Source organism: Alteromonas sp. 38 (genome assembly GCF_902506055.1).
Classification (GTDB): Bacteria; Pseudomonadota; Gammaproteobacteria; order Enterobacterales; family Alteromonadaceae; genus Alteromonas; species Alteromonas lipotrueae.
Genome location: NZ_LR733300.1, coordinates 1,608,603 through 1,628,557, shown reverse-complemented (window position 1 = coordinate 1,628,557; position 19,955 = coordinate 1,608,603). Strand labels below are relative to the sequence as shown.

13 protein-coding genes are annotated in these 19,955 nt (G+C 43.1%); 6 read left to right on the top strand and 7 right to left on the bottom strand.

Translation table 11 applies throughout. The annotated features are described in order from the left end of the window. Positions 1–13 precede the first annotated feature (13 nt). The 3 genes from wrbA to FLAVO9R_RS06955 all read left to right on the top strand — a co-directional run bounded on the left by wrbA (position 14) and on the right by FLAVO9R_RS06955 (position 2,274). Positions 14–613: an NAD(P)H:quinone oxidoreductase gene (gene wrbA, locus FLAVO9R_RS06965; protein ID WP_159529966.1), complete on the top strand. Its 600-nt coding sequence runs from the start codon at positions 14–16 to the stop codon at positions 611–613. Positions 614–816: 203 nt separating this feature from the next. Continuing rightward, positions 817–1,239: an organic hydroperoxide resistance protein gene (locus FLAVO9R_RS06960; protein ID WP_159529964.1), complete on the top strand. Its 423-nt coding sequence runs from the start codon at positions 817–819 to the stop codon at positions 1,237–1,239. An 18-nt stretch (positions 1,240–1,257) separates the two neighbouring features. Then, a complete protein-coding gene (locus FLAVO9R_RS06955) occupies positions 1,258–2,274 on the top strand; it encodes an alpha/beta hydrolase (RefSeq protein ID WP_201299244.1) in 1,017 nt (338 codons plus the stop codon). A gap of 284 nt (positions 2,275–2,558) precedes the next feature. Here the strand turns inward: FLAVO9R_RS06955 and FLAVO9R_RS06950 are convergent, their stop codons facing one another. Then, a complete protein-coding gene (locus FLAVO9R_RS06950) occupies positions 2,559–5,417 on the bottom strand; it encodes an ATP-binding protein (protein ID WP_159529962.1) in 2,859 nt (952 codons plus the stop codon). 289 nt (positions 5,418–5,706) lie between these two features. Between FLAVO9R_RS06950 and FLAVO9R_RS20570 the strand changes: the two genes are divergently transcribed. Continuing rightward, positions 5,707–5,883 (top strand): MerR family DNA-binding transcriptional regulator, encoded by a 177-nt coding sequence (locus FLAVO9R_RS20570; protein WP_159529960.1) that lies wholly within the window; start codon positions 5,707–5,709, stop codon positions 5,881–5,883. Positions 5,884–6,279: 396 nt separating this feature from the next. Here the strand turns inward: FLAVO9R_RS20570 and FLAVO9R_RS06940 are convergent, their stop codons facing one another. The 5 genes from FLAVO9R_RS06940 to betB form a co-directional block, all read right to left on the bottom strand. Further along, positions 6,280–8,589 carry a CehA/McbA family metallohydrolase gene (locus FLAVO9R_RS06940; RefSeq protein ID WP_159529958.1) on the bottom strand — a complete coding sequence of 770 codons (2,310 nt, stop codon included), beginning with the start codon at positions 8,587–8,589 and terminating at the stop codon, positions 6,280–6,282. Between the two features lie 184 nt (positions 8,590–8,773). Next, the gene (locus FLAVO9R_RS06935) at positions 8,774–11,131 is read right to left on the bottom strand and encodes a TonB-dependent receptor domain-containing protein (RefSeq protein WP_159529956.1); all 2,358 of its coding nucleotides are present in this window, start codon (positions 11,129–11,131) and stop codon (positions 8,774–8,776) included. Positions 11,132–11,203: 72 nt separating this feature from the next. Beyond that, a complete protein-coding gene (locus FLAVO9R_RS06930; RefSeq protein ID WP_159529954.1) occupies positions 11,204–12,421 on the bottom strand; it encodes a BCCT family transporter in 1,218 nt (405 codons plus the stop codon). A gap of 103 nt (positions 12,422–12,524) precedes the next feature. Further along, complete coding sequence (gene betA / locus FLAVO9R_RS06925; protein WP_159529952.1) at positions 12,525–14,195, bottom strand: choline dehydrogenase; 1,671 nt, start codon at positions 14,193–14,195, stop codon at positions 12,525–12,527. Next, the gene (gene betB, locus FLAVO9R_RS06920; RefSeq protein ID WP_159534459.1) at positions 14,195–15,658 is read right to left on the bottom strand and encodes a betaine-aldehyde dehydrogenase; all 1,464 of its coding nucleotides are present in this window, start codon (positions 15,656–15,658) and stop codon (positions 14,195–14,197) included. Before betB ends, betA begins: the two co-directional genes overlap by 1 nt. An 806-nt stretch (positions 15,659–16,464) precedes the next feature. Between betB and FLAVO9R_RS06915 the strand changes: the two genes are divergently transcribed. Next, the gene (locus FLAVO9R_RS06915) at positions 16,465–17,838 is read left to right on the top strand and encodes a hypothetical protein (protein WP_159529950.1); all 1,374 of its coding nucleotides are present in this window, start codon (positions 16,465–16,467) and stop codon (positions 17,836–17,838) included. Positions 17,839–17,877: 39 nt separating this feature from the next. On the opposite strand, the gene FLAVO9R_RS06910 is transcribed toward FLAVO9R_RS06915, so the two are convergent. After that, a complete protein-coding gene (locus tag FLAVO9R_RS06910) occupies positions 17,878–18,831 on the bottom strand; it encodes a LysR family transcriptional regulator (RefSeq protein WP_159529948.1) in 954 nt (317 codons plus the stop codon). A 234-nt stretch (positions 18,832–19,065) separates the two neighbouring features. Here FLAVO9R_RS06910 and FLAVO9R_RS06905 point away from each other — a divergent pair, with 234 nt between their 5' ends. Further along, on the top strand, positions 19,066–19,911 hold the full coding sequence (locus FLAVO9R_RS06905) for a DUF4437 domain-containing protein (RefSeq protein WP_159529946.1): 846 nt from the start codon (positions 19,066–19,068) through the stop codon (positions 19,909–19,911). Positions 19,912–19,955: the final 44 nt, after the last annotated feature.

The window sequence follows — 19,955 nt, the reverse complement described above, 5'->3', positions numbered from 1 at the left end:
AAGGAGAATCAAAATGACGAATATTTTAGTCCTTTATTATTCAAGTTATGGTCACGTAGAAACTATGGCCAATGCAGTTTCAGCAGGTGCGTCATCTGTTGAAGGCGTTACAGTTACAACTAAGCGCGTTCCTGAGTTAGTGCCGGAAGACGCAGCCATGCAGGCAGGAATTAAGTTAGAACAAGAGGCTGATATCGCCTCTCCCGAAGAACTTGCTGACTATGATGCCATCATATTTGGAACGCCTACGCGATTCGGAAATATGGCGGCGCAGATGCGGAACTTCCTAGATCAAACAGGCGGTCTTTGGTTTGGGGGCAAGCTAATCGGAAAAGTCGGTAGTGTTTTTACCTCTACCGGAACTGGAGGCGGTAATGAAACAACAATCCAATCTTTCCATACTACGCTTTTCCATCATGGAATGGTTCTAGTTGGCCTGCCTTACGCGGCTCAGGAACTTACCGATATTTCTGAAGTGAAAGGAGGATCGCCACTAGGTGCCGCTTGCATAGCTGGGTCGGATGGAAGCCGCCAGCCATCTGAGAAAGAATTAGCTCTGGCAAAATTTCAAGGCCAACACGTGGCTAATATCGCAACCAAGCTAAATTCTTAGAACCGTAAAATAAGGAAGCGTATTTCAGCTCTACACTTTCGTTTACCTCTAGTAAATAAATACCAATTAGCTTTCAAGTCGATTTGAAATTTAACTAAGGGCATAGATGAAAATTTACATTTAGCGCAAATTACACACAATAATTATGGTAATAACTTTACCCGCCTTTTAGAGGCGAAATGAACGTCCTGGAGGACAAACCTATGAACGCTATTTATACCGCAACAGCTACTTCTACCGGTGGTCGTGATGGCCGCTCAATCTCTTCCGACAATAAACTTGACGTTGCCCTTAGTACACCCAAAGAGCTTGGTGGCCTTGGTGGTGATGGTACAAACCCAGAGCAACTGTTTGCCGCTGGCTACTCTGCTTGTTTTATTGGCGCGATGAAGTTTGTCGCTGCGCAGCAGAAACTGCAACTACCAGATGACCTTTCCGTTACAGCAAAAATAGGCATCGGTGAAAATACTCGCGGTACCGGTTTTGCTATCAACGCTAATCTGAATGTTGTATTGCCTAGCTTAGACAACGATGTTGCTGAAAAACTCGTTGCAGATGCACATCACATTTGTCCATATTCTAATGCAACACGTGGCAACATTGACATGACCACAACCATTGCTTAATGAAAGAGGAGTATCAAAGTGAAAAAGCTACTTTTATCAGCGATGGTCGCCAGTACTTTTTTGGTATCTAGCGTTTCTTTTGCCGCCGGTTCACCTGGCACCGAAAAAAATACGCAAGCATTCTTGGAAATGTTAGAGCAAAGCGGTGGAACACCACTTGAATTGCTCTCTCCAAAAGATGCGCGAGCTGTCCTGACAGGCGCTCAAAAGGGAGCCACTCTGCGTGCTGCCGATGTTATGCACAAAACCATAAACGTTGATGGAGAGGCCATCGACTTGGTGATTGTTAAACCAGAAAACGCTCATGGCTCGCTACCTGTTTTTATGTATTTTCATGGCGGTGGGTGGGTTCTAGGTGATTACCCTACACATGAGCGATTGATTCGAGATCTGGTTGTTAATTCTGGTGCTGCGGCGGTTTACGTTGACTATACACCGTCACCAGAAGCAAAGTATCCAACGGCAATTAATCAGGCCTACGCTGCTACCAAATGGGTATCTGAAAACGGCCGTAAAATTGGTGTGGATGGTTCAAGGTTGGCTGTTGCCGGTAACAGTGTAGGTGGCAATATGGCTACCGTAGTTGCTCTAAAAGCCAAAGAAGCTGGTACGCCTAATATTGAATTCCAGTTGCTATTGTGGCCAGTGACTGATGCAAGCTTTTATAATGCATCATACTCAGAGTTTGCCAATGATCACTTCTTGACTAAAGGAATGATGGAATGGTTCTGGGACAATTACACAACTGATCAAATCGAACGCAATGAGATCTATGCCTCGCCATTACGAGCAACTACTGAGCAATTGGCTGGCTTACCTCCAGTGCTGATTCAAACGGCGGAAAAAGACGTACTGCGTGACGAAGCGGAAGCATATGGTCGGAAGTTAAATGATGCGGGTGTAACGGTAACCGTGACTCGTTATAACGGCATGATCCATGACTTCGGCATGTTGAACGTTCTGGCAGATGTACCTACTGTTCAAGATTCATTACTTCAAGCCGGACAAGCATTAAAATCACACCTAGAAAAATAATTATTAATTGAGGAGGTGGCTCCATTTTACTCAACAACTTCCCCTCCTCATTCCGTGAAGTTGGGCACGGAATGAGGAGAAGGCTCTATAGAAATTCAACAACTTAATTGTGTGCACTAGCCTGCCTTAATCACTAAAAAAAGTCATAAATTGCACCTTAAACAACCAACGAGGCATTGACAAAAAACACGCGGAAAGAGCCAATAAACCCTTCGTGATAGGTCGCAAAAACTGGTTGTTTGAATTTAGGTTAGAAAGTGTTGTGAATAAGAGTGGCTTTCGCTCTAAATTGACTTTTTTAATTCTAGTGCAACTTTCATATCAAGCGTTCCAACTTCTCTACCAAATTTATTAATTGTTTGTTCAAGTATTTCACTTGCCTCTCTTTTTCTTTTTTCTAATATTAGTAATTTAGCTAACGACGTAGCTGCTCGTAGTTCCCATCCTAAAACTCTTTGCTCCTGCGCTATCGTTAGTGCATTACGGTATTCTTGCTCAACTTGCTCAATAGGCTCTCCATTTGCCTGATATATCATTCCTCGGACACGACAAACTTCAGCAAACTGGTACTGTTCGCCTTGGGTTCGTGAAAATTGGTGAGCTTCTTCTAATATCGACAAGGCTTCATCGCCTAGATTGACCGTACTCAATGCACGGGCAAGAACGAGCAAGAACTCAGTGGAGAGAACTCTATGTTGCTCTTTTGAAAGCGTATTCAGTCCTGCTCGAAGATCTTCAATGCCGACACGCGGATCCCCCTTTAACACTGCCAAGTATCCTCGCATACTGACACCAACAGCCAGATAGGGTTCCAAAGAAAATTCTTTGGCGTTTTTTATCAACCGAGTAATACGAATGGTGGCAGTTGAGATATCTCCAGACCATAAAGAAACAGTCGCTGTGGACATTAACGCGATACATAAAGCAACACCGTAGTCCCTAGATTCAGCCACACGAATTGCCTCTTCACAGACCTGCTCAGCTTTAGACGGCCTCCCCCGAAGCCAAAGCACACGAGCCAAGACAATTAACCCTCGGCTAAGGTGATCAAACCCAAAAGCGTCTAAATAGAATGTTTCGGTAGTTGACCTTCTCATTGCTTTTTCACAATACTCATGAGCAAGCGTCTGATCGCCACACAAATGTATGGCGACACCCATCATCCATTCCGCCATCGCAGTAAAATAATCGCTATGAATTTTATCTGAAACGCGTATCGCTTGTTCTGAAATCCCCATTAACTCTTGAAACTCGCCGGTACGAGATTTATAGATGTGTAAGCCAGCGAGAAGTCTAAGCTCAGCCTCAAAGCTGTCTAGCTCACGTGCCAGTTCAATACCCTTGTTAATTGATTCCAGTGTTTGCTGTGAGTTGCCCTTGGTAAACATCACTGAAACCGCCAGTCCCTCCCAAAGGGCTAGCTCGACTTCTGTGTTTCGTTCATCAGCTGCCAGGCAATTTAAGGCTTGTTGAGTCCAATTTAGGCATTCCTTTAGCATTGACCTTCTTAGCAGCACTGGGGTTGTCAAAGCAACAAGTTTGGATACATACGCTTTGTTAGCATTGTCTTGCAAGCTACTCTCAATAGATGCACTAATATTACCAAGTACATCCGCTAGATCATTGTTCGCCACAAAACTGCGCTCATACCCATCACTTTTCGACCTAGCTAAAACAGCAATGAGGTACTGACGATGCTTTATTTCTATGGTTTGCATTTCGCCACTCTCACTCAGCTTTTCAGATACATAGCGCAATGTGGTAATAAGTAGCCGATACCCCCCCTCTATAACGCCACTGGATCTTGAGATTAACGACTTGTCACACAGACTTGCAATTGATAGTTCAACATCATCTTCACTCAACAGGTCATCGCAAATTACTTTTTTCGCCGCGTTAAGAGTAAATGCTCCGACGAATATAGACAGCCTTACTATTACCATTCGATCTCGGCGTTCTAGCAGTAAAAAACTCCACTCAACCATTGCCTTAAGCGACTGATGTCTGTTGATAGCGTCTCGTCGACCTGGTAACTGAATATTTTTTTTGCTGTTAATTAAGATAGATGTTCCGTCAATACCATGTTGCCCTACCCGACTACCAGCCAATTCAATTGCGAGTGCATTTCCATCTACACTTTCGCAGATTTTTGCGACTAACTTAGCGTCGTCATCGCTGAGTTCTCGACGATAACCACTCGAAATCGCTCGCTCCATGAAAAGCTGAACTGCTGGCCACTTCGTTATTTCTTTTGCTGTTAGATCTGATTCTTGTGGTGGCACTTTCAAAGAGCCTAAAGTAAAAACTTCCTCTCCTTCAACCTTTATTGCTTCCCTACTGGTGGTAAGGAGAAATAGCTGAGGTACTTCTCTAAACAGTTTTCTGAGAATAAAAGACACGTCATCAATCACATGTTCACAATTGTCTAGCAATATTAGCGTTTGTTTCTCTTTTAAGTGCGAAACCATTGATGCAACGGCATTCCGGCCTCTTAAAGATATTCCTAAAGACGACACTAATGCCGTTTCAATGAAATCTCCACGGGTCACAAGTGCCAGCTCCACGAAACAAACATTCCCATAGATTTTTTCGTCGAGCGATTTTGCAATGTTCAACGCCAAACTAGTTTTACCCACGCCACCTGGACCAGTAATACTCACAAACCGTTTCTTCAATAGCAGCTCTTGCACTGATGAAATTTCACTTTCTCGCCCAATTAGTTTGGACAGAAGCTTTGGTAGATTCGACATAGTTGGGGTCAACAGTGACGCTTGATTGATGATTTCTACCGGCTCGGTAAATAAATAACCTCTCCTTTGTACGGTTTTAATGTATTCAGTGTCAGCACCATTTTCGCGAAATAATTTTCTCAAAGACGCGATATTGACTCTAAGGTTTGCCTCTTCAACGAAAAGTTTTGGCCATGCCCTAGATATTAATATTTCTTGTGATACAACTTGACCAGAGCGCTCCAAGAGCGCGACTAAAATGTCAAATGCTCGTCCCCCGACCTCCAATTGTTGACCGTTATAACTTACATTTTGACCGTTGAGATCAACCAAAAACCCATCAAATTGGTATTTAACGGGCCTAAGCCCTCTATGTTTCTCGATTGTAGCGAACTGGTCGGTGTCAGAAGTCATTGTCTTCTCTGCCATAAGTTTTGAACGGATGGTCACGTTAAAAATATAACAAATATAAATTTGCTGCTACCTCGAAGTTGCAAGAGTATAAACAATGTTCTTTACAGTATATTTCAAGCTTTACATGAAGCTGGGAAGTCCAAACGTCATTTCTTCTACATATACTCTGAGGGAGATGGCCTTAGAGGCGACACCACCGACCCACATGCGTAAATGAAGTAACGTAATCTATAGGGTAAACCCACAGTCAAGAGGATTAATTGAGGATACTCACAGTCAAGAGGATTAATTGAGGATACTCACAGGAGAGTTAGCAAAGTTATCAGGATTGTCAAAAGACGGCGTTAGGCACTATGAAAAATTAGGAATAATCATGTCATGTCCGTTGCAAGCAGGTAGTCGTATTTACAAAAATTACCGTACAACTTGCCTGAAACGAATTGAACAAGCTAAACAAGCGCAATGAATTGGATTATCACGTAAAGACAATGGGCCCGATTTTAGACATACATGAAATTGAAGGATTAACAGAATCAGATACGGTAGCTTTTCTAAAGGACCGGCCACAGGGAGAATGATGAAGTGAGCAGCCCTTTGTGAAAGGAGCTATTTCGCTATTACCTCAACCCCATTCAAGCTCTCCCCAAAAGGACTGATAAACACTAATCAAATGTAGGAAGTGCGACACCAGTTCGAGCATTATTTGCACCCAAGTTCCTTTCAGCACTGGCCACATCAGGACGATACTTTAGATAATTCACGGATTGCGCAATCGGCAGTGGCTCACCGATACTCGGCAAGCTAGGATTATGACTCAGTTGTACTAGCTCAGTTGTACTCTGACACCCTTTGTTATTTTTAACTAAAACTGGCTCTCATCAACCAACTCAAGCCATATAGGGTTGGTATAGGCTTTACGGCCTTCATTATCTTCTACGACCAACGCTACCCAGCCCGAAGCTTGTGGAACTTCAAAGCTAACGGCATCACGCTCACCGGTAAGCGTTTTATCTTCAAGTACTACGCTGCTAGCAGCACTTTGCTTATTCATTGCTTTACTATCACTACCAATCAACTGTACCGACTTAAGTCCATTTACAGCAACCAAATCAAAACTTATTGTTTGCGGTTGTGCCTTTGCAATCTTCAACGTATCGCCAAACATTACGTTTTCAGGGTAAATCACAGGGCCAAAAGATACGTAAGAATGACCGTCTTTTGCTGCTTGTGCGAAGGCCTTTGCCGTCGGTTTGCTGCCGGTATATACAAACAACCGATTTAAACCACTGATTTGGTTTAACACATCGTGGGTGTCTGATCCTGCGGTGAAATAATACGGTACCCCTTCATTCCAAAACTGGTGCGCTTTATTAATTGTTGGCTCGTTATTCACCACGGCATTTAGCTCAAATAAATCTATGCTAGGGTTAAAGCCCCCTGGCGCAGTGCCTTTATCTAAACTGCTTAAATAGCCATAAGGTATGTAAGGGTGATTTGACGCAATAACAGTAGCGCCCATGCGCCGCACATCTTCAATAATACTGTGTATGTCATCTACACCTGGATCGACCGTTAATTGCGCCCCACTATCGATAGGAAATGCGTTGAAATGCCCCCAAGACGGTGACACTTCAATAGACGGTATAAAGGGCACATTGCGTGCATCGGCCAGGTTTTGAATGGTGTCGTTATTTTTAGTGGAATCATGATCACTTACAAATAATACGTTTAACCCAGCAGCTAATTGAGAACGTACCAAATTTGTAGGGTTTGTTGACCCTTCCAACACATCGGCATGATGGTGCAGGTCGCCGGCGTACCAACCATGCATCGTAGGATACGCCTTCACATCAACTGCAGTTGCTACAGTCGTTATTTTATTTGCATTAACGCTTGTCGCGATCATCGTACTTTTGGCGTTAAAGCCCGCACCATGTGAAACGCTTAATTCGTATTCCCCTGGTGCCAAACCAAATACGGCGTTGCCAATATTATCGAGGTCGGTGAAGAAGGTTCGTGCCCCTAAATATTCGATGAGTGGTTGATTGCCCTGCTCTATTGTAATTTTTGCATCTATGGGCTTCTGACTTTTCGCATCGGTTATATTAAGGCTTATTGCACCTGGGGCGCGAAGTGCATCGAATGAGAGTTTCTGAGTCACATTCTCTTCAACGGTAATCAGGCGCGTTTTACTGTCTGAATGTTGTTTGCCCGTAGCGTAAACTTCGTAGTCGCCTACCGGCAGCGTGAAATCCACATTCTTGCCGTTACCCATGGCCCACATATAAGGCACACCATTTTGCGACACTACAATGGCGGCTTGCTCAACGGTTTGCCCTTCCTGTGTACTTACGTGCGCTTCTATTGTTCCACTTTTAAGTGCTTTTCGCTTTATTTCGGCACTCACAACGGGCGCTAAGTTACCACGTGGCAACACCTGATAGTCACCCGAGAAAGTCACACTTTGTGAAGGGCCAAGGGTATGTGCCGCGTATAAATCACGTGACTGATTTTTAGTTTCGCGCATATAAGGTGCGTGCAATGCAATCGCCCATTCTTCGTCATAACCCACGAAGCGGTCTGATAACCATAAATTCTCAGATGATTTTTCGATAGTGTGTCTACGAGGAACAGCGAATTTGTATCCGGAATCTGGCCATAAGGTGTAGCCTGAAAGCGCTTCGATATCGCTATCACCTTTATTGGTCATTGTGGTTTCAACATGAATAAGATCTGCGCCCTCAGAAAGGCTGTAGGTTGTACTTATTTCAGCTTCGCCAAAGTCTCTTTTAATGTTAACAACCGCTTCTTGAGCACTGTCTTTAAGAATATCAATTTTGGTGTAAGTATTAGGCCAGCTTGACCAATTATTTGGGATGAAATCGGCAAAAGCAACGCGATCGTTGCTAAGTGCTCCATCCTCTTTCACATTAGCAATGTCGACTATACAGCCTCTTGCTACGCCCCACGGCGGCGCTGAATCTACTGCAATAGCGAATGCTAGTTTATCGTTTTGAATGGTTAAATCTTCGTTGGAAATAGCATTCCCATGTGGAATGGCCGTTTTCCCTTTTGTGATACTAACCGAGGCATGACTTACATGGGATAAAAGACTCCCCGATACCAATAATGAAATACCCAATAATGCAGGACTTAGCGTCGAAAGCTTCATAAAAACACCTTATGTGGTAATACAAGTCGTTTGAGTGAATGGCGCATGAAAAAGACAACAATAGCGCGTTAGTATGTAAACCGTGTGATAACATTTAAGAATAAAGCCGCAGCCAGTACGTCTGGTTGCGGCCTTATTATTTCGATTGTAAAGCGCTATGAATAACGCTTTTACACCTCTTTAATTACATAGCAACGCGTACGTTGAAAGAAGCGATGCGAGGGGCACCAATCCATCCGGCGTTTGCAGCAATGGAACCAAGGTAATCTTCATCGAACACATTGTTTACGGTAAAGCTTAGCTCCACGCTATCAATGCTGCCGCCAATGTCGTAAGCCGTTTTACCTACATACAGGTCACTTACAATGTAAGAGTCAGTTTCTTGTGTATTAGCTTGGTCTAGGAAACGCTCACCTACATATTTTGTGCTAAAGCCAGCGTAGAAATCACCTTTGGTGTAATCAAAACTAACTACGGCCATGTCTTCTGGTGAACCGATTACGGTGTTACCGCTAACGCCTTCGTCAGTGTAAGTCGAGTCGTTTTTAGTATATGAAACATAGATGCCTAATGAATCAGTAATGTTGTAATCAATAGATGCTTCTATACCATCTGATTCAATACCACCGTCATTGATGTAGCCGCCTGCAGCAGATTCTAAGAAGTCGATACCATTTACGTCTTCGTTACTTACAAAGGTAATGCGGTTTTCAAATTCAATCGTGTAATACGTTAAACTTGCATTAAATCCTGGCGTTGAATAACGCAAACCGAAATCGATATTGTCTGCGGTTTCTGGCTCTACCGTACTGATATCAGTGTCGTCACGCTCTAATACCGCATCTTTAACCGCTGCAAAGTTCTCTGCATATCCACCGAAAAGCTCTAAACCGTTAACCGGTAATGGTGCAACGAAACCAGCTGAAATAAGTACATCAGAATCAGAGGATATGTTTAAGTTATTTTCAGGGGTAAATTGGTCTTCTTTAGACACATCAACGTTAAACTGCTTTGCCCCTAAACGAATTTTCGCAAACCCTGCATCAAGTTCGTTTTCAACATAGTACATAAGCGTTTCAACCGGAAACTCTCGATCGTACTGAATCCAATAAGGGGTGTTTTCGTAGCGAGCGCTTGTTGAAGCATCAATGGTTTTGTGCCAATCGCGGTATTCGTCACGCTGATAATCTTCATACCAAAAACCACCACGAACTACGTTGTCCATATCAGCAATGGTTGTGTTCCATACGAAATCGCCGTTAATACCGTAGCGCTTCTTATTATAATGAGTGTGACGATTAGAGCTTACTGCAATAGCGCCTTGCTCATAGCAATTTGGATCAACTTCAGCGCCACCACCACCGTAAGGTGAACTGATTGAACTGACACAGTTATCAATAGGTGAAAGGGCTTCGCCAGCACTATTAACAAAGTAGATTAGGCCTAAGGTGCTGCCGCCGTTTACGGTGCTTGACGTATTTAATTCAGAATTTGCATTTCCTGCGCCGTCATCAGTTACATCGGCAATATAGTATGGGTTCCACTTACCTGCACCTTCGTTTTCGTGATAATAAACGTTAGTACTAAAATCAACACTTCCCACTGTGAAATCGGCTTTTAGATAGGTAAAGAAATTCTCGCGATCGGTAACCCACCCTTCGCGAAAAACCTGATCTTGATAAGGAATACCAGACCACGTATCAGTTAGTCCATCCCATTCCGGGTTTTGAGCATACTGGGCTAACCCATAAACACGTTGATAAGTGTATTCTTGTGCATCGTCGTAACTCACGTAGCCCGTAAGGTCTACTTCACCTATTGTGCTGATGATTTTACCTTCTAAATGGTCACGGGTATTAGTCACTGACCCATCCATGTAATCATCATTTTGCTGAGTAGACAACGAAAGCCATGCAAACGTATCTGGGGCAATCTCGCCTGTATCGTAACGAACATAAACTTTACTGGCGTTGTATTCTGCAAATGTGGTGCTTACTGTTAATTGCTCGTCCAGCGCAGGTCTAATGGTAGTAAAATCCATTGTTCCGCCAAGGGCTTCATTCGAACGAGAGCTAATATCAGCGGTCCCCTGAGAAACTACCGTGCCACGTAAGTTTTCAGTATCAATATATCGGCTGGCTTTAGTACCACCACCGTAGTTAGAGTTACCGTTAGCAATGCCATCAACGGTCATCCCAATTTGCTGAGAGTCAAGGTTAACCTGAAAACCACGAATTGAAATCGTAGTAGACCATTCATCAGAACCAAACGGGTCGCCTTCAGTTACCAATACACCTGGCAAATTGTCGATAAGTGCCAATGCGCTAGTCATCGGGGTCTGTTGCTTTTTCATTTCTGTTGAAGTTGCACTGTTAGCGTATGAAACATTACGCCCAGTCACTAATATTGATTCAACGTCTTTGTCTTCTTCAGCTGCTTGCGCTTCAGCTTCTTGAGCTAACGCATGCATTGACGTTAATGACGTCGCTGCAAGTACAGATAAAGCGATTAAGCTTCGCTTTTTTGGCACATAAGTGTTCATAAAACTCCCGTTGTGTGTTTTTTATTTTATTTTGTGTTTTTAGATAGATAGTGATGTTTTTATTTGAGGCTTTTACGAGCCTGAATCTATTTTTGTAAAATCTATTTCGTTGTCTTTAGGAGAACTATCGATATTTTTTACGGTTTTTGGTTTTCGGTAAAACATGAAAAATGCGCAGCTGAAAAATAGGCCGATGACTAATGCACCTACCCACTGAATTTGTAAAAACTCTAATTTAAACAGCAGAGTTAGTAAGGAAAGCATGGCTACATTCATAGCAATGTACTTAACCCTTCCGAAGCGTTTTACGGTTAAATTTAAGTTGTCTGTATACAAGCGAATAAGCGAATCTAATGAGTTAATGACAAACACAACCCCTACGAAGGCCATCGCAAAGTTCTTCAAGCCTGTGGTGGGTATGCCAGCTTCGTGATATTGATAAATAACGCTAAACCACACCGCAATAGGTATTGAAGGAAATATCAGCATGGCACCTAGCACTTGATAGGTGCGTAAACCTCCTACAAAACGCGAGGTAAACTGCCCAATCATGATGCTCCATGCGAACCACCAAAATAAGTAAAACTCATGGTATTCGTTTAGCGGCAATACAAAATGTTCAATGTTTCCAAAGTAACTGCCTATCAGCTCTAAATTATGTGTAAATGCGGCAATTTGGCTGTCATTTCCCAAGAAGGCGCCCGCCCACATGAAGCCGATTAACGCGATAAACAACCATGTTGTAGAGATACTTAATAACCGTACATATTTAATGTCGGTGCTGGAGTAAACCGCAAAGCAGATAGCCGCGAACACAATGAAATAGAAAGTAGGTATGATGGACTCACCATCGCCGATAGCAGGTAAATACCAGGGTAAATTCGACAACAGTAAAAACGCGGTAAAGGCGCAGGTACCAATAATGACCACGTTATTAATGAATTTAACCAGTGGTATTTCGAAGAACTTAACCTTGGGCTCTACCACGCAAAAATAAAAACAGGTAAGAAAGTAAAAGCCCCATATTAGAAAGCCCCAATAGCCAAACTCAATCGCGATAGGGTTAGTAAAGGCGTATTCAGGGTTCGCTGCTATGTTTGCATAGCCACCGAACTCGGTAAGCGGAAACATGATCAAGCCAACGTCTAGGCCCGAGGTAAATAGAATGGCGATAAAAGTGAAAAGCCTAACCGGCGTGACACCGATACACTTCACATTTCCCCATTTAACAAGAATAACCACAATGGCCAATAGGGTGAAAATGATCCCAGCATTAAGCCATAAGGTCATTACTACCTCCCCAAAACAAACGATAATGCTCCATCTTTCTTCCTGTTGTTATATTTTTCATACGTACCAAAAATGCCTTTTTGGTACGTGTAGGCCGCTCAGATTAAATCGTTGAATTACGCTGAACCGTTTCCCAGTTTGTTGATGTAGCAACGCTAACCGGTGAATGTGCTAGCGCTGGCTTGCCCAGTATTAAGTCAGCCGCTTTTTCTGCCACCATAATAGTGGGCGCGTTTAAGTTGCCGTTAGGTACAGTTGGGAAAATTGAAGAATCCACCACCCGTAGCCTCTCAATACCGTGCACTTGCGTATTGGAGTTCACTACGGCCATGGCATCTTCACCCATTTTGCACGAGCATGACGGGTGATAGGCGCTTTCAACCGATTGGCGCACAAAGGCGTCAATTTCTTCATCGGTTTGAATATGCTTACCTGGTTGAATTTCATCTTCTCGGTAGTCGTCAAACGCGCTTTGTTCAATGATTTCACGCGTTAAACGCACGCAGGCACGAAAGCCTTCAATGTCGTCTTGATGCTGCAAGTAGTTAAATTGAATTTTGGGTGCGTCGGTAGGATTAGCCGTTTTAATAGTAACGGCACCACGGCTTTTAGGCTTATTGTGACCAACATGCACTTGAAAACCATGGCCATCAAAGGCACTACGTCCGTCGTAACGCATGGCCGCTGGTAAGAAGTGATATTGAATATCTGGCCATTCAACACCAGGTTTCGAGCGAATAAACGCGCAAGACTCAAAATGGTTGGTGGCACCTAACCCTTTGCGGGTAAACATCCAACGTGCACCAATTAAGCCTTTTGAAATCAGCCCTAATTTACCGTTAAGCGTAATAGGCTGTTTGCACTTGTATTGAAAGTAAAACTCCAAGTGATCTTGTAGGTTCTGCCCTACCCCTGGCAAATGGTGCTTAACGTCAACGCCTGCTGCTTTAAGCGTTTCGCTGTCGCCAATGCCAGAAAGTTGTAAAAGGTGTGGCGAGCCAATAGAACCGGCGCTTAACACCACTTCTTTATTGGCTTTTGCGGTAACACGTTTACCGTTTACGCTGTACTGCACACCCACCGCTTTTTTGCCTTCAAGTATAACTTTTTCAGCCAGTGCACCGGTAACAAGCGTTAGGTTTTTGCGCGATTTAACCGGGTCTAGGTATTCACGGCTGGCCGAACTGCGCACGCCGTCTTTCACGGTCATGTGCATAGGGCCAAAGCCTTCCTGCTGGGCGGCGTTATAATCAGCCGTTGTAGCGTAGCCCGCTTCTTTTCCTGCTTCTATAAAGGCGGTGTATAAAGGGTTGGCCATTTCGTTGCCATTATTAACCCCTAATGGCCCATTGCCACCTCGGTATTCGTCGTTCCCTAGGTAGAAAGATTCAGCCTTTTGGAAGTACGGTAAGCACGCTTGGTAGTTCCAGCCTTGTGCGCCATGTGCTTCCCATTCATCAAAATCTTTTGCATGGCCGCGAACATACACCATGCCATTTATAGATGAAGAACCTCCTAATACCTTGCCTCGTGGGCAATGCATTTTACGGTTATCTAGAAACGGCTCTTCTTCAGTGTGGAACTGCCATGCGTATTTGTCGCTATTCATGGGAATAGACAATGCCGTGGGCATTTTAATAAAAATGCTTTTATCGCTACTGCCGGTTTCTAGCAAAAGCACGTTATGGCTTGCGTCTTCTGATAGCCGGTTAGCTAACACACACCCTGCAGAGCCAGCACCTACTATGATGTAATCATATGCTTGCTTACTCATTAAAACGGGCTCTCTATGTCGGTCATGCCCACATATACTGATTTGGTCTGTGTGTAGTGATCGAGCGTTTCAATTCCGTTTTCGCGGCCAATACCAGACTGCTTATAGCCGCCCACAGGCATTTCAGCCGGTGAATTACCATAGCTGTTTATCCAGCAAATACCGGCTTGCAGCTTGTGGATAACACGGTGTGCCCGTTTAATATCTTTGGTAAACACACCTGCAGCCAAGCCTAAGTGGGTATTGTTAGCACGCTGAATAACATCGGCTTCGTCTTCAAACACCAACACACTCATGACTGGGCCAAAGATTTCTTCTTTAACAATAGTCATATCGTCGGTGCAATCGGTAAATACAGTAGGTGCCACAAAGTAGCCGTTTGGCGCAGATTCAGGGCTAAGCGTTGTGCCGCCCGTTAGTACGGTAGCGCCTTCTTCAACACCTTTATTGATGTAGCTCATCACTAGATCTTGGTGATTTTTAGAAATAAGTGCGCCTAAATTCACGTTAGGATCGAGCGGGTCGCCAGCAACTATGTTTTGTTCTGTACGGGCTTTAAGCTCGTCAATAAAGGCTTGGTATACCGATTTATGCACGTAAACCCGTGTACAGTTTGTGCAAACTTCACCTTGGGTATAAAAGTTACCCAGCATGGCTGCGCTTACTGCTTGCGATACGTCGGCGTCTTCAAACACCAACAATGGCGATTTACCACCAAGTTCCATGGTGACGTCTTTTAATGAACCCGCTGCACTCGCCACTACCTTTTTGCCTGTACCGACTTCGCCAGTAAAAGACACTTTTTCAATATCTGGGTGTTGGGTTAACCATTGGCCAACTTCTGCTGCACCTTGTACAACATTGAACACGCCAGCTGGTACGCCCGCTTCAAAGAAAATTTCAGCAAGTTTAATAGCACCTAATGGTGTTTCTTCTGAAGGTTTAAACAGTAAGGCGTTACCTGCCGCTAAGGCAGGGCCAGACTTCCAACACGCAATTTGTAGCGGGTAGTTCCATGCACCAATGCCCGCACAAATGCCAAGCGGCTCTTTGCGGGTGTAGTAAAAGTCGTCACCCACCATTTGCTGTTGACCCACTTGCGTTGGCGCTAAGCCTGCAAAATATTCAATGACATCAGCACCGGTTTCAACGTCTACACACTCGGCTTCTTGCCAAGGCTTACCTGTATCTAGAACTTCAATTTTAGCCAGTTCATCGTTTCGTTCGCGTAACAATGACACAGCTTTTAATAAAATACGGCTACGCTCAACCGGTGTCATAGCAGACCAAGTAGCAAAGCCTTCTTTTGCGCTTGCTATTGCCGCTTGTTGCACCCCTTCGTCTGCCACTTCAACATGGTAAATAACTTCGTCGGTAGCAGGGTTTTTAACCGCAAACGTTTCGCCACTTTTATTGGCGATGAATTTGCCATGAATGAAATTTTGATAAACCGGTGTTGTCACATTAAAACCTATCTTGATAAGTGCCAGCAGATTAAAACATGCTGACATTGTTCAAATTCATTTTGTCAGGCGTGCAGACTACTTTACGCAGGCCTGATCTCTCGAAGTAACACACATACCGCTTGATTAACGTCTTGAATCCGTTATCTATACATAAAGCGTTTACAGATAAAGTTTCCACTTGAGATTACAACTGCTAGTTGAAAGCTTGTTTCCACAAACGGCACTATTCAGTATTGAAGACTAAGAAAGATATTCAACTCTATCTGAGAAATGTGTATTTTTTATTAATTGATCGTTCAATAAAAATAAATACTAAGGGATTAACACTAATAATTCAACGTTGACAAAAGCTGAATTTATTTAAAAATGATTTGAGCTAAATCTAAGACGCTTTGATTGAGCACAGACTAAAAGGTCAAAATGCACAAAAACTGATGCTTTATTGGTTTACTTTTCTTTATTTAGTATGATTTATATACTATTTTTGGAGCCAGTTATTTCGGTATAAATAAACTTTCGTCTGTTAGAAGTTACGATTAGATTGAACACGAACAATTTATTACGCTAAGCACTAACCTAAAAGCAGTTCATTAAACACTCAAAAAAGTTCTAGATACTATGCATGCCTGGAATAAGTACTAGTTAAATGGATGGGCATAATAAGTATCCTCAAATAATTTCAAAATGCATTGCCACCCTATATGGGTTAGATTATCCCTAGTATTCTTCTTAACAAAACCAAACTAGTGCATACTTTCGTAAGAAGCTGCAACACTGTGACAAACAAGGCGAAAATTACTTAAGTGCAAAAAATTAAACTTACACAAGATGAAAACCTATCTATTAGAGTCGATTATCAGCTGCTACCTAGCGATCATCAGCGTCTTGACCTGTTTTTTTCATTGCCTGACGACATGGGAATTAGCGCTAAAACCCTCACCGAAGAACAATATTTTCACCATAGCATTCAAAATCACAGTGCCTACTACTCCGATCAACTCCATGTACCACTGGTACGCAGTCGCTTTATCAGTCAGAAAAAAGGCGAGCAGAGTGATTACCGCTTAAACTTGAATTTGTACTCGTATCAAATACGTACCGCACTCGACACTGATATAAAACAAACCCTCAAGTTAAAAGACAGCAAAACCTTTTACCCCCAAGCTATAGAACTTGCAGAACAAACCTCTAGTTTGCTGAAAAAGCTCAGGCGTTATACACCCACTGATGAAAAATTAAGGGCTTACTTCGAAAATGCAGACAACTATTTAAGTTGGCAGGTAGAGCAGTCATTTTTGAAGTTGTTATCGGCTGCACCTAAAAGCAGTGATTATTCCAGTGAGCGAAAATTTCTTTTCGATTTTTGTCGCCGTGAGAACCAATACCGTGAAGATAATCAATACAATTCACAAATCACACTGGATGATCCCAATCGTATTACTAACAAAATGCGGTTATTACAGCGCTTAATTGAGTACGGCGTGGTGTTCCAGAAAAAAACCAAAAGTTTGAATACCTATTTAAACCGCCTAGTGCGTGGCACGGTTACCGCAATTATTATGGCTTTAGTGATGGTATTGGTGTTGAACGCTCGTACTAACTTCACTGAAGTTACCGTCGCCTTTGTAGGTATTCTTGGGGTTATTTACGGACTAAGGGAAATCTTTAAAGAAGACATTACGCGGGTAATTTGGCGGCGTATTCAAAAAGGGCTACCGAAATGGAAGATTATTTATAGCCACAGTGTGAATAAAAGCAGAATAGCCACCCAAACTATTTGGCTTGAATACATTCGCAATAAAGATTTACCGAAGCAAGTTGATAAGTTGTATCAAACCCGCAGGCAACAAAACAAACAAGCGGCACAGTTACTTCATTTTCGCAGCGACACTCGCGTAAATGCGAAAAACTTCCTGCCAGGTTACGACGACATACAGCAACGTATTTATTTTAACCTCACCCCCTTTGTTCGCTTTCTAAAGAAAGGTGAAGGTAGGCTGTATTCTTTAGAAAACAACAAAATTGCTAAACAAGCCGTTGAGCGACGCTATCAAATAAACGTTGTGCTGATGCATACCAACAAACAAAAGCAGCAGCAAGTACAGCGATTTAAGATAACCCTAAACCGCTCTACTATTATCAATATTGAAGCACTGGAAGTCCGTGAAAACCCGTGAATTTTTTACCTGCTGAATTATTCATCCTACTGTTGCGGGTTATTCTGATGCAGGCCAGTCTTCTTCACTTATCATTTCTTTTTCAATCAGCGCGTTTCTAAGCGTATTTATTTTCACCTTCAGTTCATCCCTAATTAGCCGTATAGCAGGCGTTATAAGTTGTCTGCTAGGTAACACCAGCCACATTTCAGTTAGGGAAATTTGATAAGCAGGCATAACCCGCTGAAGGCGCCCCGCCAGTAAATCCTCTGCAATATCAATAACCGATTTCTTTGCGATTCCCACCCCATCAACACACCATCGGCGCACAATATCGCCGTCATTCACTGCACGGTTACTTTTCACTTTAACTTTGAATTTCTCTTTGTCTTTATACAAATCCCAACCGTCGTGGGTTAGCTCGTACAATTTGTAAAGCAATGCATTGTGATTTGCTAATTCTTCGGGGCTAGTAGGTTCCCCATACTTTTCAATATAGCGTGGCGAAGCACAAATAAAGTGTGGAATATTACAAATTTTGAACCCATACATATTGAGCTCTTGAACCGCGCTTTTGGTCATGGCTCTTAGTGCAACGTCTACCCCGTCGCGGTAGAAATCCACACGGCTGTCACTTACCTGTAACCTAACTGATACGTCTTCATGTTCCGCCATAATATCGTTTAGCAAAACCCGCATTAGGTTACGTCCCATCTCCGAAGACATGGCCATTTTCACTTCGCCATTAATGTCTTGCTGCTCTTCACTAATACGCATAACACCTTGTTGCAGCAAGTCTACTGCTTGCTGACATAAGGGTAGAAAACGCTCACCTTCAGGGGATAATCGTATTTTGCGGGTAGTTCTCACAAACAGTTGAGTGCCAAGCTCTTGCTCTATACGCTTTAATGCTACGCTTGCGGCAGAGGAACTTATGTCTAGCTGGTTCGCTGCAGCAGTTATTGAATGCAGTTCTGCCACCTTGAGCAATACTTGCAAGTCTTCTATCTTCATAACATCTTCTTTTTTATTTAGTAGAATTTAGTTTTATTAACGCTATGGTTGTGTAACTACAATGGCATAAACTTTAGCCAGGTTCATTTCATTATAGCTAAAACCGAATCAATATCTTCAAGTACAGCAACTATTATCCACGTTTTAACGAAAGTGTATTGGCGATTAGCCCATTTATCCACTGCCTTTCAGCCCATAAAATACACCCAAGCAATCAAGTTAAAGGGTTTAAAAATGAAATTCACAGTTAAAGCAACATCGCTCGCACTTGCGTTTTCTAGCGCCGTGTCACTTTCAACATCATTTACAAGTACATCAGCGTTTGCCGCAGAAACAGCATCTAAGGTCGTAGCAGCAGATGATATTGAATGGGGTTACCTTAACCCGCTTCGCGGCGATAAGAGCCCAGGCGCAGCAGACCTTTGGGGCGACCGCACTAAAGATACTGCAACCGGTATGCTAGTACGTTTTAATAAAGGTTTTGAGTCTCCACCGCATATTCATAATATTACGTATCGCGGCATTGTGATTGAAGGTGCTATGCATAATGACGATCCTAGTGCAGGTAAAATGTGGATGCCTGCGGGTTCTTTTTGGACCCAACCTGCTGGCGAAGATCACACCACAGCAGCAAACGGCAGCGCCAATTTAATCTATTTAGAAATTGATTCTGGCCCTTATTTGGTACAACCATCTAATGAGCATTTTGATAATGGTGAACGCCCGTTAAACCTGCATAAAGACAACATTGTGTGGCTTAACAGTGGTGAGCTGCACGACATAACTGCAGCGGGTGTCTCGTCTACTTATTTGTGGGGCAGCTCCGGCGATATGAATGGCTCAATGGTAAAATTACCCGCTGGCTTTAAAGGCACTATTGGTACACGCGCCAGCGAATTTCGCGCTGTCGTTATAGCTGGCGACGTAGATTATCAGTCAGTAGAAGTAACATCACCTATATCGTTAAGTGCGGGTAGCTATGTGGAGTCTACTGGCACCTTTAACCATCAACTAGTGAATGAAGGTCAGCAAGAAGCGACTATTTATATTCGCACCGATAGTGCATACCGCGTATTCTAATAACCATAATGAGTGGGTTAAGCCTATAGCTTTAAAGGGTTAAC

Coding starts and splice junctions, on each gene's coding strand:
- wrbA (WP_159529966.1), top strand. CDS start 14: ATGACGAATATTTTAGTCCTTTATTATTCAAGTTATGGTCACGTAGAA.
- FLAVO9R_RS06960 (WP_159529964.1), top strand. CDS start 817: ATGAACGCTATTTATACCGCAACAGCTACTTCTACCGGTGGTCGTGAT.
- FLAVO9R_RS06950 (WP_159529962.1), bottom strand. CDS start 5,417: ATGACTTCTGACACCGACCAGTTCGCTACAATCGAGAAACATAGAGGG.
- FLAVO9R_RS06940 (WP_159529958.1), bottom strand. CDS start 8,589: ATGAAGCTTTCGACGCTAAGTCCTGCATTATTGGGTATTTCATTATTG.
- FLAVO9R_RS06935 (WP_159529956.1), bottom strand. CDS start 11,131: ATGAACACTTATGTGCCAAAAAAGCGAAGCTTAATCGCTTTATCTGTA.
- FLAVO9R_RS06930 (WP_159529954.1), bottom strand. CDS start 12,421: ATGACCTTATGGCTTAATGCTGGGATCATTTTCACCCTATTGGCCATT.
- betA (WP_159529952.1), bottom strand. CDS start 14,195: ATGAGTAAGCAAGCATATGATTACATCATAGTAGGTGCTGGCTCTGCA.
- FLAVO9R_RS06910 (WP_159529948.1), bottom strand. CDS start 18,831: ATGAAGATAGAAGACTTGCAAGTATTGCTCAAGGTGGCAGAACTGCAT.
- FLAVO9R_RS06905 (WP_159529946.1), top strand. CDS start 19,066: ATGAAATTCACAGTTAAAGCAACATCGCTCGCACTTGCGTTTTCTAGC.